The sequence below is a fragment of the Pseudomonas sp. 5.2 genome, from assembly GCF_059025405.1.
Genome location: NZ_JBYBHH010000013.1, coordinates 64,368 through 79,145, shown reverse-complemented (window position 1 = coordinate 79,145; position 14,778 = coordinate 64,368). Strand labels below are relative to the sequence as shown.

General features: G+C 64.3%; 12 protein-coding genes. 6 read left to right on the top strand and 6 right to left on the bottom strand.

The window, feature by feature from the left end; all coding sequences use genetic code 11:
• Positions 1–16 precede the first annotated feature (16 nt).
• From AC5PZ0_RS19600 to AC5PZ0_RS19590, 3 genes are read right to left on the bottom strand one after another with little or no spacing between them, the layout of a single operon-like run.
• Positions 17–1,267, bottom strand: a complete 1,251-nt coding sequence (locus AC5PZ0_RS19600; RefSeq protein ID WP_493855552.1) for an OprD family porin — start codon at positions 1,265–1,267, stop codon at positions 17–19.
• Positions 1,268–1,313: 46 nt separating this feature from the next.
• Positions 1,314–2,423 carry a Rieske 2Fe-2S domain-containing protein gene (locus AC5PZ0_RS19595; protein ID WP_099429664.1) on the bottom strand — a complete coding sequence of 370 codons (1,110 nt, stop codon included), beginning with the start codon at positions 2,421–2,423 and terminating at the stop codon, positions 1,314–1,316.
• Positions 2,424–2,454: 31 nt separating this feature from the next.
• The gene (locus AC5PZ0_RS19590; RefSeq protein ID WP_454243504.1) at positions 2,455–3,405 is read right to left on the bottom strand and encodes a PDR/VanB family oxidoreductase; all 951 of its coding nucleotides are present in this window, start codon (positions 3,403–3,405) and stop codon (positions 2,455–2,457) included.
• Positions 3,406–3,579: 174 nt separating this feature from the next.
• On the opposite strand from AC5PZ0_RS19590, the gene AC5PZ0_RS19585 reads away from it, so the two are divergent.
• On the top strand, positions 3,580–4,341 hold the full coding sequence (locus AC5PZ0_RS19585) for a helix-turn-helix transcriptional regulator (protein ID WP_099429662.1): 762 nt from the start codon (positions 3,580–3,582) through the stop codon (positions 4,339–4,341).
• 41 nt (positions 4,342–4,382) lie between these two features.
• Here AC5PZ0_RS19585 and AC5PZ0_RS19580 read toward each other — a convergent pair whose 3' ends face one another.
• A complete protein-coding gene (locus AC5PZ0_RS19580; protein ID WP_493855551.1) occupies positions 4,383–6,074 on the bottom strand; it encodes a M24 family metallopeptidase in 1,692 nt (563 codons plus the stop codon).
• Between the two features lie 89 nt (positions 6,075–6,163).
• Between AC5PZ0_RS19580 and pdxR the strand changes: the two genes are divergently transcribed.
• Positions 6,164–7,645 (top strand): MocR-like pyridoxine biosynthesis transcription factor PdxR, encoded by a 1,482-nt coding sequence (gene pdxR / locus AC5PZ0_RS19575; RefSeq protein WP_099429660.1) that lies wholly within the window; start codon positions 6,164–6,166, stop codon positions 7,643–7,645.
• Between the two features lie 6 nt (positions 7,646–7,651).
• Here pdxR and AC5PZ0_RS19570 read toward each other — a convergent pair whose 3' ends face one another.
• Together AC5PZ0_RS19570 and AC5PZ0_RS19565 are read right to left on the bottom strand one after the other, a co-directional pair.
• Positions 7,652–8,689: a formylglycine-generating enzyme family protein gene (locus AC5PZ0_RS19570; protein ID WP_493855550.1), complete on the bottom strand. Its 1,038-nt coding sequence runs from the start codon at positions 8,687–8,689 to the stop codon at positions 7,652–7,654.
• Positions 8,686–10,350 carry an arylsulfatase gene (locus tag AC5PZ0_RS19565; protein ID WP_027596360.1) on the bottom strand — a complete coding sequence of 555 codons (1,665 nt, stop codon included), beginning with the start codon at positions 10,348–10,350 and terminating at the stop codon, positions 8,686–8,688. Before AC5PZ0_RS19565 ends, AC5PZ0_RS19570 begins: the two co-directional genes overlap by 4 nt.
• 283 nt (positions 10,351–10,633) lie before the next feature.
• On the opposite strand from AC5PZ0_RS19565, the gene AC5PZ0_RS19560 reads away from it, so the two are divergent.
• The 4 genes from AC5PZ0_RS19560 (at position 10,634) to AC5PZ0_RS19545 (ending at position 14,746) form a co-directional block, all read left to right on the top strand.
• Positions 10,634–12,025, top strand: coding sequence for an alginate export family protein (locus AC5PZ0_RS19560; RefSeq protein ID WP_099429658.1), 1,392 nt, complete (start codon positions 10,634–10,636; stop codon positions 12,023–12,025).
• Between the two features lie 32 nt (positions 12,026–12,057).
• A complete protein-coding gene (gene mhpT / locus AC5PZ0_RS19555; RefSeq protein ID WP_099429657.1) occupies positions 12,058–13,290 on the top strand; it encodes a 3-(3-hydroxy-phenyl)propionate transporter MhpT in 1,233 nt (410 codons plus the stop codon).
• Positions 13,287–13,826 carry a DUF3237 domain-containing protein gene (locus AC5PZ0_RS19550; RefSeq protein ID WP_493855549.1) on the top strand — a complete coding sequence of 180 codons (540 nt, stop codon included), beginning with the start codon at positions 13,287–13,289 and terminating at the stop codon, positions 13,824–13,826. The genes mhpT and AC5PZ0_RS19550 overlap by 4 nt, the downstream gene beginning before the upstream one ends.
• Positions 13,827–13,915: 89 nt before the next feature.
• Complete coding sequence (locus AC5PZ0_RS19545; protein ID WP_033698578.1) at positions 13,916–14,746, top strand: p-hydroxycinnamoyl CoA hydratase/lyase; 831 nt, start codon at positions 13,916–13,918, stop codon at positions 14,744–14,746.
• Positions 14,747–14,778 lie beyond the last annotated feature (32 nt).

The following is a 14,778-nucleotide window of genomic DNA, read 5'->3' as shown; positions in this document are numbered from 1 at the left end:
GCAGGTGTAGGGGGATTCACCAGAGTTTCAGGGTGTAGCTGAGGATCAGCCGGTTCTCGTCCATGTCGCTGGCGTAGCTGGAGCGATAGGCCGCGTTGCGCCAACGCAGGCCCAGGCCCTGGAAGTAGCCGGCCTGAATCACGTAGGCGAGGTCGGTGTCGCGTTCCCACTCATGGCCGTCGGCAGCGCCGGTGCGGATCTCGTCGCCCCGCACGTAGCGGGTCATGAAGCTCAGCCCGGGTAGCCCAAGGGCGACGAAGTTGTAGTCATAGCGGGCCTGCCAGGAGACCTCGCCGGCACTGGTGAAGGTGCCGATCGTGACCAGGTTGGCGGTGTACGGCGGGGTGTAGCCGTTCAGGGTGGGGAAGGCGTCATTGCCGTACATGCGCTGGTAGCCCACGCCAACCTTGTGCGCGCCAACACTGAAGGTGCTCATCATGTTGAAGTTGCGGTTGTCGACGCTGCCGGCCTTGGCAGTGCCGGCGCTGTTGCTGTCGAAGTAGCGCAGGTCGGTTAGCAGCGACATCCCTGGCCCCAGTGGCAGCGTGTGCACCAGGCCGTAGTAGTCTTGCCTGTAGACGTCGTGCAGTTCGCCGCGAAAGACGCTGGCGATCAAACCGTGGCCCACGTCATAGCTGGCGCCGAGTACATCGAAGGCGCCGCTGTCGAAGTCGGCGCTGCGACCGGCCAGGTACATGCGGTCGCTGCCTGACGATTCGCGGGTGCGTGAGCGCCAGAGTTGCCCGGCGGTGAGGGTCAGCCGTTCGACGTCCTGCGACTGCAGCAGCGCGCCATCGAACGTCTGGGGCATCAGGCGCATGTCATCACGGAAGACCACGGGCAAGGTCGGGGTGAGGATGCCGACGTCGAGTCGGGTCTTGGCCACGCGCAGCTTGCCGGTAACCCCCATGTGGCTGAAGTCGTCCACCGGCCGGCCTGATTGCGAGCCAAAAGGCAGCGTGCCGTCGCCGCTGCGGCCACGCCCTGAGTCGAGCTTGACCCCCAGCAGGCCGAGATAATCCAGCCCGAACCCGACAGGCCCGTCGGTGAAACCGGACTGCATTCGGAGCATGAAGGCTTGCGACCAGTTGCCGACTTGCGAGGCCTTGGCACCGCTCTGGCGAAAATCGCGATTCTGGTAGAAGTTGCGCAGCTCCAGGCTGCCCTGGCTGTCGGCGACGAAGTCGGCGCGGGCATGCACTGGCAAAGCCAGTGCTGCCAGCAGGGCCAGGCGCAGGCAGGTGATACCCCGTTCAGGCTTGAACATGTGTTGTCCCTTTTATTGTTGTTATGGACGGCGGCCTGCGCTGCCTTCAGCCGGCCTTGCGGCTGGTGTGCAGGCGTTCGGCATCGGCACGTTTCTTCAGGTACATGCGGGTGGCGACGGCCGGCGCGTCACTGGCCACGGAAATCTCGTAGTGGTGGTCGTCACGGTCGTCGAGCGCGGCTTCCAGTGCCCCGAGCCCTTCGACGTCTTCGTTGAAGGCGGCGAACAGCTGCTCGTGCATGTAGTCGCCCAAGGCTTCGTCGTGTTGCGCAAAGTCGCGGCCATGGACAATGAAGTAGTGCAGGCTGTTGGCGGTTTCCGGGGTCAGGATGTGCGCGGTACGAATGTGAAACTGCTGGCGTTGCTCGGCCGGTTGCGCGCTGTCGTAGAAGGTCACGCTGACCCGGTGCAGGGCCGGGGAGAGAAACTCCGAGGTGGCAATGCGGGCTGCACTGGCACAGCCTTCCAGGCCTGTGGTCTTGCCCCAGACCGGTGACAGGGTGGTCGGTACCACTTCGCGGATCAGGGTGTAATGGCCTTCCTTGAGGTCCAGTTTGTACGGGGCACTGGCGTAGTCCGGGGTGCCGATAGTGTTGGCATGCAGGAAGCTCAGGTGGGTCAGGTCCATGAGGTTCTCATGCAGGCTGACGTAGTTGCCCGGGTGATGGAAATACCCGGAGGTGCAGGCCCAGGCCGGGTCGTCGATCCACGCCTGATGGGGGATTAGCGCCGGGTCGGCGAGGGCTTGCTCGCCCAGCCATATCCACAGCAGCGGCCCCTGGCGCACCAGCGGGTAGCGGCGTACGCCAATGCCGCGCGGGCAGTTTTTCTGGGACGGCACTTCGGTCAGGTCGCCGGCGGCGTCGTAGCGAAAACCGTGGTAGCCACAGACGATGGTGTCGCCTTGCAGGTGACTGCGCGAAAGCGGGAACGAGCGGTGCGCGCAGCGGTCTTCCAGGGCCACCGGTTCACCCGCTTCTGTGCGGTACATCACCACGCGGCGGCCGAGCAGGCGCCGGGCCAACAAATGCCGGCCGACTTCATCGTCGAAGGCGGCAACGTACCACTCGTTGTAGATGAATGGGGTTTCGCGGTTGGCCATCGGTTCGCTGGCCTTGCGCGCATGCGCGATGAGGTTGCTGCTTGGCAGTGACATGGGGTTGCTCCTTCAAGAAGGGTGGGGCGGTTCAGAGGTCCAGCACCAGGCTGTCGCCGAGGGCACGCGACACGCAGATCATCAGGCTGCGGCCTTCGGCCTTGTCGGCGTCCGAGAGGATCAGGTCGCGGTGGTCTGGCACGCCTGCGCAGACGCGGGTTTCGCAACTGCCGCAGAGGCCGGCGCGGCACGAAAACGGCAGCTCGATGCCATGGTGCTCGAGGGCTTCGAGGATCGTTTGCTGGGGCGCGACCCAGAGGCTTCGGTCGCTACGGCTCAAGTGCACGGTGAAGCCGCTGTCGCCCTCGGTGCTGGCCGGCGCGGCGTTGAAGCGTTCGATGTGCAGGCGTTCGGCGCGTGGCCCTGCAGCGGCTTGCAGGGCATCGAGCATTGGCGCCGGCCCGCAGGCGTACAGGTGCTCGTCGTCGCGCAGGGTGTCGAGCAGCCCAGCGGTATCCAGATGGCCGCCCGCTTCGTCGTTGAAGTGCAGGTGCACCCGCGCAGGGTCCAGTTCGCGCAACGTTTCATAGAACGCGGCGCGTTGCCGGTTGCGGGCGCAGTACACCAACCGCCAGTCTTTGTCGTGCGCCTGACACCAACGCAGCATCGCCAGTATCGGGGTGATGCCGATGCCGCCTGCTACCAGGCAGTAACGTTGCAGGTGCTCGTCCAGCGGGAAATGGTTGCGGGGAAGGCTGCAAGCGAGGGTGTCGCCCAGGCGCAGTTGCTGATGCAGGAAGCGCGAGCCGCCGCGGCTGTCAGGCGCCAGGCCCACAGCGATCAGGTAGCGGTCGCGTTCATGGGGTGCATTGAGCAGTGAGTAGTGCCGTGGCAGGTCGCCGGCGACGCGGATTTCCAGGTGTGCACCCGCGCTGAAGGGCGGAAGTGCTCGGCCATCGGCGGCGCGCAGTTCGATCAGAACGACGTCCTTGGCTTCGGCTGCGTAGCGCGTGACGCGCAGGTCGAGGGGGTGGAGGTCCATGGGTGTTTGCGCTCATTGTCGTTGTCGGGCCAGCTTACGGACGAGCGTCTGGCAGGGCTGTCACCCGTGAGGTGGACAAGGACAATGATTGGCGGCAGACTGATAGTTAATAGGTTAACTATTTATCGGGCGCTGTTCGCTCGATTAAAAAACAATAAATAGCCGAGTGCCGCCATGATTCGTCTCAGCACCCCACAGGCATCGACCTTGCCAGCGGAAATACGCCCATTTAGCGACTTGACCCGTACGCTGGGGACGCCCGGTTTTCCCGGTGCGTTGCTGGACTGCCTGGGCCAATGGGCGGCTTGCCAGCATTTTTCCGTGCTGCGCATGGACGGCGCGCGGCCGCAGCTACTGGCGGCCGGCACCCGCCACCCGGACACCAACCTGGTGCTGCGGTGCGGCCAGGCGTACATCGAGCACTACCATCGCTACGACCCGCTGTTCGAACCCTTGAAGGCGGCCCCTGGGCAAGTCGGCCACCTGGTCGCACAGGACATCCGCCACGGGCCCTACCGCGAGGCGATCTACCAGCGCAACGGCATGATCGAACGGTTGTCCAGTGTGTACCTGGACGAGCAGGCGCGCCCGGTGCAGTTCAACCTCTACCGCCACCACGACCAAGGCTATTTCAACGACCGTGAACTGCAGATGTGCGAAGCGCTCAGCCCGGCGTTGTTGCAGCTCTTGCGTGGGCACCTGGCGCTGAAAGCCCTGAACCCCGTCAAGGACCCTCGGCAGCAGCTGCTCCAGCGCTGCCCCGACCTGACCACGCAAGAGTTGAACATCTGCATCCGCCTGCTTCAGGGCATGACCCACGCCGGCATCGCCGCCGACCTGGGCATCAAGGAGAGCACGGTGAAAACCTACCGCAACCGGGCGTTTGACCGGCTTGGCATTCACTTTCGCAGTCAGTTGTTTGCCTTGTTTTCATGATGTTGGGTCAGGCTAATCGGGCAAGCTGAATCGGCATGTACTTATGACCTTTGTTCATTGATGAGTGGGCTGTTTTGGCCAACCAGAATGTCCTCGAAAAACGCCCCAACCGGCTCGGTGGGGTGGCACAGCTGAATCTCCAGCACCCACACCATCTCACTCGGCACGATGTCCAACTCGGCCAGTTTGTCCTGCCCGAACAGGGCATGCGGGAAGTCGGCAATGCGATGCCCGGCCAGGTTGCGCTCCAGCTGCCAGCCTTTGGCGAGGGCGCTGTGTTCGGCGAAGTCGTACAGCTCACGGCCGGTCAACCCCGCACACCAGGCTTGGCGCGTTTCTTCGAACACTTCGTGCAGGGCCTTGACGCAGGCGTGATACAGCGGGTGCTCGCCAAACACGAAGGTGTCGCCGTAGTCGCCTTCGTAGCCATCCCACACCGGGCCGAGGTCGACCACGGCGATGTCGCTGGCGCGCAGTTGGCGCTGTGGGTCGATACCTTGGCGGGGTGTGCGCATGGTGTCGTCGCCAAAGCGGATATAGGTCGGGTGCCAGGTGTGCGACGCGCCCATCGCCTGCAGCGTCTCGGCCGCCATCTGCAACGCCTCGGCAGTGGTCATGCCGACTTTCAGTTGGCTGACAATGGCTGCCAGGGCCCGCACCGATTGCTCGCGGGCTGCGAGCATGCCGTCCAACGAGTAACGTGGGCCGACTTTTTCCAGCACCGGGTCCAGCGTGCTCAGCGACGCAGCCGCCGGCGCCGATGCGCCGCTGGCAACGAAAGCCTCGGCGACAAAGCGGTGAGCCTGCACGCCCGCTGCCAGGCACTGTTCGCGGGCCTTGGTGATCATCGCGCTGTTGCCGCAGGCATAGACCTGGGTATCGGCCCACCGGTGGGCATGGGTCAGCGCGACCTGCTGCACGCGGGCTTGGGCCGATAGCACGCGGTGCCAGCGAAAGTGTGGGTGGGCAAGGCTGGCCTGGTCGAGGAACGCGCCGTCATAGAAGTCGGCCAGCGATGAACCGCCCCAATACAGCGTAACCGGGGCATGGCCCGCAAGCGCCGTCAGCAACAACGGCTTGATGCCGGCATAGCCCGTGCCGGTGGCGAACAGCACGACCGGGCGTTGTTCTTCGTGCTGCCAGGTGCAGGCGCCCACCGGCCCTTCCAACTGCAGCGCATCGCCCACCTGCAGCGTGGGCAGCACGCGTTCGGTAAACAGCCCGCCGCTGACCTTGCGCATATGAAACACCAAGCGCCCCTGGTCCTGCGCTGGCAGGTTGGCGATGGAGAAACAGCGGCTGTCGCCATTGTCCAGGCAGAACCTGACGTATTGGCCGGCGCGCACTTCGAGAGGCTGGGTGGGCTGCAGCACCAGTTCGCTGATGTCGACGCTCAGCGCGCGCTGGCTCAGCACATGGGCAGTGATGGCCAGCGTTGGCGTGTCTAGCGACCAGCCTGGGATTTCCAGGCGCATGTCACTGCAGGCATGGCTCTGGCACAACAGCATCTCGTTGGCGGCCAGGGGGTAGCAGGGCGCGGGCATGTCTGCGCTGCGCTGCTTGTCCCGGTACTGGCCCGACACCACCTGGACCTTGCACGACCCGCAGGCCCCGCGGCGGCACGAGAAGGGCACCGACAGGCCGCTGGCGAGCATGGCGTCGAGCAGCAAGCCTTCTGCGGCTTCGAAGCGTTTGCCCGAGGGCGACAGTTCAATGACATGGCGTTGCTGCATACACACCTCAGGGCTGAATTGGGGGCGAGAGAGGCCTGATTGTTGCGTTAGACTAGGACCATAAGAACCTCCAGTTCTGGATAATTCACATGGTCCAGCTTCGCAAATGGCGGCCGTTGCTCAAGCTCGACGGGGCTCAGCCGCAGGCTTCGTACAGAAAGATCGTCGAGGGTCTGGTGACCGCGATCGTCGAGGGCCGCCTGCGCCCCGGCACGCTGTTGCCCGGCACGCGGGAAATGGCGCAACTGCTTGATGTCAACCGCAAGACGGTGATCCTCGCTTACGAAGAGGCGGTTACCAAAGGCTGGCTGGAGAGCGTGCAACGCCGGGGCACCTTCGTCAGCACCCGGCTCGCTGCCGGCACGCTGGCCGCCCACAGCACGCCGCCGTCATTTGCCCTGGCGCTGCACGAGGCGCCTGCCGTTCCCTACTTCACCAACAGCGAGCAGGTGACGGCGCTGCAACATCGGCCTGGCGCGCTGTTTTTCGATAACGGCGCCTGTGACCACCGCCTGTTGCCCCAGGCCGTGCTGCATCGGTATTACCGCAAGGCCTTGCGCAACAGTTTCACCACCAACACCGTGCGCCATGGCTGCGAAAGCAGCAGCCAGTACCTGCGCAGTGCATTGGCCGACATGCTGCGCCACAACCGCAGCCTTAATGTGGGGGCCGAGCATATTTGCCTGACCCAAGGCGTGCAGATGTCGCTGTACCTCACGGCAAGCGCTTTGCTCAAGCCGGGTGACGTGGTGCTGGTCGAGCGCCTGAGCTACCCGCCGGCGTGGGAGATTTTCCGCCAGCTAGGCGCGCGGTTGGTCACCGTTGACCTGGATGAGGAAGGCTGCCGGGTCGATCAGATCGACGCGCTGTGCCGGGTGCACGACGTGCGCATGATGTACCTCACCCCTCATCACCAGTTCCCTACCACGGTCAGCCTGCATGCGGCACGCCGGCAGCAACTGCTGGAGTTGGCGCGGCTGCATGATTTTTGCGTGATCGAAGAAGACTACGACCATGAGTACCACTTTGCCGGGCGCCCTTATCTGCCGCTGGCCAGCGACCGTTCGCAACGCCACGTGATCTACATCGGCTCGTTGTCCAAGTCGTTGGGCAGTACCTTCCGTTGCAGCTTTATCGTGGCGCCACCGAATGTGATCGAGGTGCTTGAGCGCACAGCGGTGCTGACCCTGGGGCAGGGCGATGCGGTGATGCAACGGATGTTGGCCGACCTGATCAATGACGGCGAACTGAAAAAGCACCTGCGCCGGGTGTCCACGGAGTATCGGCGGCGACGGGAAACCCTGTTGAGTTGCCTGCGCGATGCCTTTGGCGAGCAGATAGCGGTGCAGGAGCCGGAAGGCGGGTTGGCGCTTTGGGTGAAGTTTGCCGACACCCTCGACGTCGACCAGTTAGCGGCCAACGCGCTGGGGCTGGACCTGGTGGTGCGTGGCGGCGGCCAGTTTTCACCGTTTGGCCACCGCGAGAACGCCTTGCGGCTGGGGTTTGCCTCGTTGGATGTGGATGAAATCCGCCTTGCCACCCAGCGGCTGGCGCAGGCTGCAGCGCTATAGGCAACTTCACTCGCCCTCTGCTTGCCGCACCGTCCGAAACCCGACATGAGACGTCGCCAGGTACACCGTCTGCGGTTGCCGTGCGGAAGGCCGATAGCGCATGCACGCGTCCGCCGAGCACAGGTGTGACCCGCCTTTGATCACCGCCACTGGCGTGCCGGGTTGGGCAGGGTCGTAGCTGTCGTCCAGCGCCGGGCCTTGTGGGTCGAGTGCGGCATCGCGGGCCTGATCATGCCCAGGGCGATAGCCGCTGCGGGTCAACTCCCAGACATTGCCCCCCGCGTCGAACACGCCAAAGCCATTGGCCACGAAGCATCCGACGGGGGAGGTGCCCGTGAAACCATCAAGCGCTTGATTGTGATACGGGAACTGGCCCTGCCAGGTATTGGCCATGAGTTTGCCCGTGGGCTGCTCGGTAGCGCCCCAACTGAAATCCGCATCCTGCAGGCCACCGCGCATGGCGTATTCCAGCTGGGCCTCGGTGGGCAGTGTGCGGCCGGCCCATTGGGCGTAAGCCTGGGCATCGCGCAGGGTCACTTGCACGACCGGGTGGTTTGCCCGCTCACGCCAATGGCTATCGGGCCCCAGCGGGTGGCGCCAGCTCGCCCCGGCAACGAACTGCCAGCCCGGCCGTAATACCTCGGCACCCTGCTTGAACACCATCGCCCCTGGCACCCGCAGCGTGCCAGGTAGGTCAGGGGCCGCTTGCGCGTCGATGCCCTGTTCAGCCTGGGTCACGTAGCCGGTGGCCTGCACGAAGCGGGCGAACTGGGCATTGGTGACCGGGTGCACGTCGATCCAGAAGGCCGAAACCTTGGCCGGGTGCGGTGGGCCTTCTTCACTGTAAAAGCGGCTTGAGCCGAAGCTGAAGGTGCCACCGGGCAGCCGCACCATGCCGTCGCGCCCCGGCCCCTCGCGGGGCGCGGGTACACCGCTGTAACCGCTGCACAGCAGCGCCGGTGCAGGGGCTGCGGGCCATGCCGCATAGGCGGCGGCAAGCACGCCGAGGGCGAGTGCCGCGCCCCCGAGCAGCCGGGGTGTCATGGCTTGCTGACCAGCGCGGGGGAAACAGGCCGGCCCTCGGTCGTGATAACGATGTTGTTGCGCTGGGCGTAGCTTTTCCAGTCGCGCAGCAGTTCGGCCACCTGCTGGGGCTGTTGTGCGCCCAGGTCATGGTGCTCGCCTGGGTCCTTGCTCAAGTCGAACAAGCGCCACGCCGGTGCTGCGTCGGTGGTGTCGAACAGCAGTTTGAGGTTGCCTTTGCGCAGTGAGGCGTTCCCGTTGATTTCCCAGCCCATGGCCTCGTCGCGGGGGTGGATCTGCGTGTCCCGGCCTTCAAGGTAAGCCAGGGCCGAGGTGCCTTGCGGTGGCACGATGTCACGGTCGCGGTACTTGATGCCAGGCAGTGAAGCACCGGCCAGTTGCAGCAAGGTCGGCATGATGTCGCGCACGCTGGCCAGTTCTTCGCTGCGCCCGGGTTTTATCGTGGCCGGGTAGTGGACGAAGGCCGGTACGCGGATGCCACCCTGGTAGGTGGTCATCTTGTAGCGGCGGCTGGGCAGGGCGCTGACCTGGGCCCATGCCGAGCCGATCATCAGGAACGAATCAGGCCGGCCGTAGTTGTCCAGGCGGTTATCGAAATTGCGTTTGATCCATTCCGGATCGACGCGGTTGGCGTTTTCCGGGCCATTGTCAGACATGAACAACACCAGGGTGTTGTCCAGCTCGCCGGTTTCACGCAGGTGGTCCACCAGGCGGCCCACCTCGGCGTCCAGTGCCGCCACCATCGCGGCATACACCTCCATGGTGCGTGCTGACTGTTGCCGTTGCTCCGGGGTCAGCGACGCCCAGCTCGGCACACCTTCGAGTTGTGGCTCCATCGGGAAGTCCGCAGGCACCAGCCCGGCCTTGCGCTGGCGCTGCAGCCGCTCGCGCGCGATCTGTTCGTAGCCTTGGTCATAGCGGCCACGGTACTGCGCCAGGTACGCGTCGGGCGCTTGCAGCGGCCAGTGCGGTGCGGTGTAGGCGGCGAACGCGAAGAAGGGCTTTTGGCTTGCCTTGCCCTGGTCGATGACGTCGATCAGGCGGTCAGTGAACCAGCGGGTCGAGTAGAAGTCGTTGGGCAGTTCCACCGGCTCGCCGTTGTGGCGGAAGCTCCAGCTGTAGTTGGGCAGCAGGCCCATGTTGGTTTGCTTGAAGTGCGCCGCGCCGCCCTCCAGCAACACGTACGCCTGGTCGAAGCCGCGGTTTTGCGGCTGCTGCGCGGGCGTCATGCCCAGGTGCCACTTGCCGGCAATGTAGGTGCGATAACCGGCATCGCGCAACAACTCGGCGAGCGTGGCCACATTGGCGCCCAGCACCCCTTCATACCCCGGTTGCACCTCGCTGCCCGCCGGCAGGCGCCCACGCGACTCGGCCATCATGCCGACCCCGGACAGGTGCGGGTCGTTGCCGGACATCAGCATGGCGCGGGTGGGCGAGCAGCTGGGTGAGGCATGGAAGTCGAGCATCAGGCGCCCGTCGGCCAGCAGCTTGTCCAGGTGCGGGGTCGCAATCTCGCTGCCCAGCGCAGACAGGTCGGAAAACCCCAGGTCATCCGCGACCACGAGCAAAATGTTGGGTTGTTTAACGGTTGGCGCGGCGAACGCTTGGCTGGCGCCGAGCAGCAGCAGGCTGAAAGCGAGCAAGGGCTTGGAGGGGATCATGGGTTTCTCTTTATTATTGTGGGTTGGGTGCACTACATGATTTTTTTATTTAATTATATTGTCAAGGAATGAAGGCCGGCGACGACACTGGCTGAAACGCTTCTGTCCGGGCTCATTCAGGCAAACCGCCTAAATAGCGGGTTTAAAAACTGTTCGATCAGCGAACAGTGATCGCGCCTCGTTGTATGCGATAAGCGCTGACGGCTATTGACGCCATCATCGTTAAACAAAATAATCGTTAACAGAGTTATCCATTTTCACAACAACAAGAAAGGATATTCTGATGACGAAGCCGCTGACGGGGGCATGTCTGTCCCTGGCGCTGTTATCAATCGCCCAGCTTTCACAAGCGGCGAGCCCCCTGGAAGACAGCCGCCCAGGGCGGCCTGGCGCGCCGCGCTGGGTCGAGGATTACCGCTTTTTGGATGACCCAGGTAAAGCCCGCGATCCTTTCGATGGCCTGCGTTACCATCGCCTGTCCGAAAGCGCATGGCTGCAACTGGGCGCGGAAGCGCGCTATCGCGCCGATTCACTGGACAAACCCTTCTTCGGCCTGCGCGGGATCAAAGACGATTCCTACCTGATGCAGCGCCTGCAAGCCCACGCCGACCTGCACCTGTTCGACGACGCACTGCGTGCCTTTGTGCAAGTCGAGAACACTCGCGCGTTCGGCAAGGACCTGTACTCACCGAACGACGAAAGCCGCAACGAAGTGCGCCAGGCCTTTATCGACCTGAACCATGACATTGACGGCGGGCGCTACACGGCCCGTGTCGGCCGCCAGGAGATGGCGTTCGGCAACCAGGTGTTCGTCACGTACCGCGACTCCCCCAACATCCGCCAGACCTTCGACGGCCTGCGCGCCAGCCTCAACCTCAAGGACGGGCGCAAGCTCGATGCCTTTGCGGTACGGCCGGTGAAGACCGGCGAGGACAGCTGGGATGACGGCAGTAACAACGGGGTCAAGTTTTATGGCCTGTACGGCACCCTGCCGTTGACCCAGGCCTGGAACATCGACCTGTTCGCCTTTGGCCTGGAAACCGACGACCGCGCCCTGGCGGGTGAAACCGGTGATGAACAGCGCTACACGTTCGGCACCCGCCTGTTCGGCCGTTACCAGGCCCTGGACTGGAGTTGGGACTTGGCCGGCCAGAGTGGGCATTTGGGCAACGCCTCCATTCGTGCCTGGGCGGTGTCCAGCGACACCGGCTACACCTTCAACCACCCCTGGGCCCCACGCCTGGCCATGCGTCTGGACGCGGCCAGCGGTGACGGCGACCTGGGCGATGGCAAAGTCGGTACCTTCGACCCGTTGTACCCGCGCAACGGCGTGTACGGCGAGGCCAGCCTGACCACCTTGAGCAACATCCTCGTCATTGGCCCGACCTTTGGCTTTTCACCCTGGCGCACCCTGCGTTTCGAACCCGGTATCTTCGAGGTGTGGAAGCAGAACACCCATGACGGCGTATACATGCCCGGCATGAGCATCCTCGCCAACACCCGCGACACCGGCCGACACGTGGGCACCATCTACCGCGTCAACACCCGCTGGTTGGCGACGCCTAACCTGACGCTCGACCTGGACCTGAAGTACTACGACATCGGCGCCGCCATCCGCGATGCCGGGGGCGACGACGCCTCGCTGGTGTCGGTACGTGCGACCTTCAGGCTCTGACTCCTATTCGCATAACAACAAGAGGGCTGCACATGAGTGGTTCAATCGCACAATCGCACCGGCCGGTACTGACGATCGGCCTGTGTTTTCTCGTCGCGCTGCTCGAAGGGCTCGACCTGCAAGCCACCGGCATTGCCGCGCCCCACATGGCCAAGGAATTCGCCTTGACCCCCGCCATGCTGGGTTGGGTGTTCAGTGCCGGCTTACTCGGCCTGTTGCCAGGCGCCTTCGTCGGCGGCTGGCTGGCGGACCGCATGGGGCGTAAACGCATCCTGATCCTGGCCGTGTTGCTGTTCGGGGGGTTCTCGTTGGCCACCGCGCATGCCTGGGACTACCCATCGCTGCTGGTGGCGCGGCTGATGACCGGGCTGGGGCTGGGCGCGGCGCTGCCGATCCTTATCGCCATGGCCAGTGAGGCCGCCCATGAGCGCCTGCGCAGCACGGCGGTCAGCCTGACTTACTGCGGCGTGCCGCTAGGTGGCGCCATCGCTTCGGTGATTGGCATGGCGGGCCTGGGCGAGGGCTGGCGCACGGTGTTCTACGTGGGCGGTTTTGCGCCCATTGCGATTGCCTTTGTGCTGATGGTCTGGCTGCCGGAGTCCCAGGCGTTTCGCGCCCAGGCCGCCGCCAGCGGCACGCAGAACGGGCTGGCAGCGCAACTGTTCGGCCCCGGCCGTGCGAGCCGCACGCTGTTGCTGTGGCTGGCATGCTTCTTCACCCTGACCGTGCTGTACATGCTGCTGAACTGGCTGCCCTCGTTGCTGATCGGCCAGGGCTATTCGCGGCCGCAGGCCGGCGCGGTGCAAATCCTGTTCAACCTGGGCGGCGCGGCGGGGTCATTTTTGACCGGGCGCATGATGGACCGTGGGCACGCTGGGCGTGCGGTGTTGATCGCCTACGCCGGTATGCTCGCCTCCCTGGCGGGGCTGGGCCTGTCCACCACCTTCGGTTTGATCCTGTTGGCCGGTTTTACCGCCGGCTATTGCGCCATCGGCGGCCAGTTGGTGCTGTATGCACTGGCCCCCACGCTGTACCCGACACACGTGCGTGCCACGGGGGTGGGCGCGTCGGTGGCCGTGGGCCGGCTGGGGTCGATGGCCGGGCCCTTGGCGGCAGGGCAGATTCTCGCCGCTGGCGCCGGGGTAGGGGGCTTGTTGCTGGCGGCCTCGCCGGGCTTGGTGGTAGCGGCTGTGGCGGCGATGGCGCTGCTGGGGCGGCGTGCACCGCCCACCGAGGCTGCGGCTTCGCAAGGGGTGGCGCCATGAGCCTGCGTAAAGGGCTTATCGCCCTGTGCTTGAGCAGCTGCGCCGCACTTGCCCAGGCCGCGAGCTATGAACCGCCGCGGCTCAAGCTCGAGCCGCTGGCGCGCTTCAGCGTTGACCTGGTGGCACCGATCTGGGAATTGGGCGCCACCAGCGGACAAGGCAAACGGCGAATCATCCCCATCACGGGTGGGCATTTCGAGGGCCCCCGGCTCAAGGGCAACATCCTCAACAATGGCGCGGACTGGCAGGTGGTCACCCCCGAGGGCGTCGCGATCATCGACACCCGTTACCTGCTGCAGACCGACGACGGCGCGTTGATCTACCTGCGTACCGAGGGCTATCGCTTCGGCCCGCCCGAGGTGATGAAAAAAGTCGCCGCCGGCGAGGATGTCGACCCCAGCCTGTACCAGTTCCGCATCACGATGCACTTTGAAACCTCGGCCCCTCAGTACGCCTGGCTCAACCGCACGGTGGGCGTCGGCAGTGCCATGCGCCTGGGCAATGCCGTCGTCTACGACGCCTTCGAAGTTAAATAGATAATTTTGTTAATGGTTAATTGACTTAACTAAATGGCCGGGCTAATGTTCGGCCAACCACAACGAACAATCAGTACAAGAGGTGTGTGATGGGCCAATACGACAACCGCTGGCAGACCGTGAAAGTCACCGTCGAGCAAGGCATCGCCTGGGTCAGCTTCAACCGTCCTGAAAAGCGCAATGCCATGAGCCCTACGCTCAACCGTGAAATGCGCGATGTGCTGGAAACCGTCGAGCAGGACGCCGACGCCCGTGTGCTGGTATTGACCGGCGAAGGCAGCGCCTGGACCGCCGGCATGGACCTCAAGGAGTACTTCCGCGAGGTGGACGCCGGCCCGGAGATTCTTCAAGAGCGCATCCGCCGCGATGCCTCCGAATGGCAGTGGAAGCTGCTGCGCTTCTACAGCAAGCCAACCATCGCCATGGTCAACGGCTGGTGCTTCGGCGGCGGCTTCAGCCCGCTGGTCGCCTGCGACTTGGCCATCTGCGCCGATGAGGCCACCTTCGGCCTGTCTGAAATCAACTGGGGCATCCCACCGGGCAACCTGGTCAGCAAAGCCATGGCCGACACCGTGGGCCACCGTGAATCGCTGTACTACATCATGACCGGCAAGACCTTCGACGGGCAGAAAGCCGCGCAAATGGGCCTGGTCAACAAAAGCGTGCCGTTGGCGCAACTGCGTGATGAGGTGGTACTGCTGGCCCAGGACCTGCTGGACAAAAACCCGGTGGTACTGCGCGCCGCCAAAAACGGCTTCAAGCGCTGCCGCGAGTTGACCTGGGAGCAGAACGAAGACTACCTGTACGCCAAGCTCGACCAGGCGCAACTGCGTGACCCGGAGCACGGGCGTGCGCAGGGCTTGAAGCAGTTCCTTGACGACAAGAGCATCAAGCCTGGCCTGCAAGCCTACAAGCGCTGAGTGATCTTGACGTTCATTCCCGAATAATCAGA

Excerpts from the sequence above, each read along its gene's own strand:
- AC5PZ0_RS19600 (WP_493855552.1), bottom strand. The coding sequence starts at position 1,267 with ATGTTCAAGCCTGAACGGGGTATCACCTGCCTGCGCCTGGCCCTGCTG.
- AC5PZ0_RS19595 (WP_099429664.1), bottom strand. The coding sequence starts at position 2,423 with ATGTCACTGCCAAGCAGCAACCTCATCGCGCATGCGCGCAAGGCCAGC.
- AC5PZ0_RS19590 (WP_454243504.1), bottom strand. The coding sequence starts at position 3,405 with ATGGACCTCCACCCCCTCGACCTGCGCGTCACGCGCTACGCAGCCGAA.
- AC5PZ0_RS19585 (WP_099429662.1), top strand. The coding sequence starts at position 3,580 with ATGATTCGTCTCAGCACCCCACAGGCATCGACCTTGCCAGCGGAAATA.
- AC5PZ0_RS19580 (WP_493855551.1), bottom strand. The coding sequence starts at position 6,074 with ATGCAGCAACGCCATGTCATTGAACTGTCGCCCTCGGGCAAACGCTTC.
- pdxR (WP_099429660.1), top strand. The coding sequence starts at position 6,164 with ATGGTCCAGCTTCGCAAATGGCGGCCGTTGCTCAAGCTCGACGGGGCT.
- AC5PZ0_RS19570 (WP_493855550.1), bottom strand. The coding sequence starts at position 8,689 with ATGACACCCCGGCTGCTCGGGGGCGCGGCACTCGCCCTCGGCGTGCTT.
- AC5PZ0_RS19565 (WP_027596360.1), bottom strand. The coding sequence starts at position 10,350 with ATGATCCCCTCCAAGCCCTTGCTCGCTTTCAGCCTGCTGCTGCTCGGC.
- AC5PZ0_RS19560 (WP_099429658.1), top strand. The coding sequence starts at position 10,634 with ATGACGAAGCCGCTGACGGGGGCATGTCTGTCCCTGGCGCTGTTATCA.
- mhpT (WP_099429657.1), top strand. The coding sequence starts at position 12,058 with ATGAGTGGTTCAATCGCACAATCGCACCGGCCGGTACTGACGATCGGC.
- AC5PZ0_RS19550 (WP_493855549.1), top strand. The coding sequence starts at position 13,287 with ATGAGCCTGCGTAAAGGGCTTATCGCCCTGTGCTTGAGCAGCTGCGCC.
- AC5PZ0_RS19545 (WP_033698578.1), top strand. The coding sequence starts at position 13,916 with ATGGGCCAATACGACAACCGCTGGCAGACCGTGAAAGTCACCGTCGAG.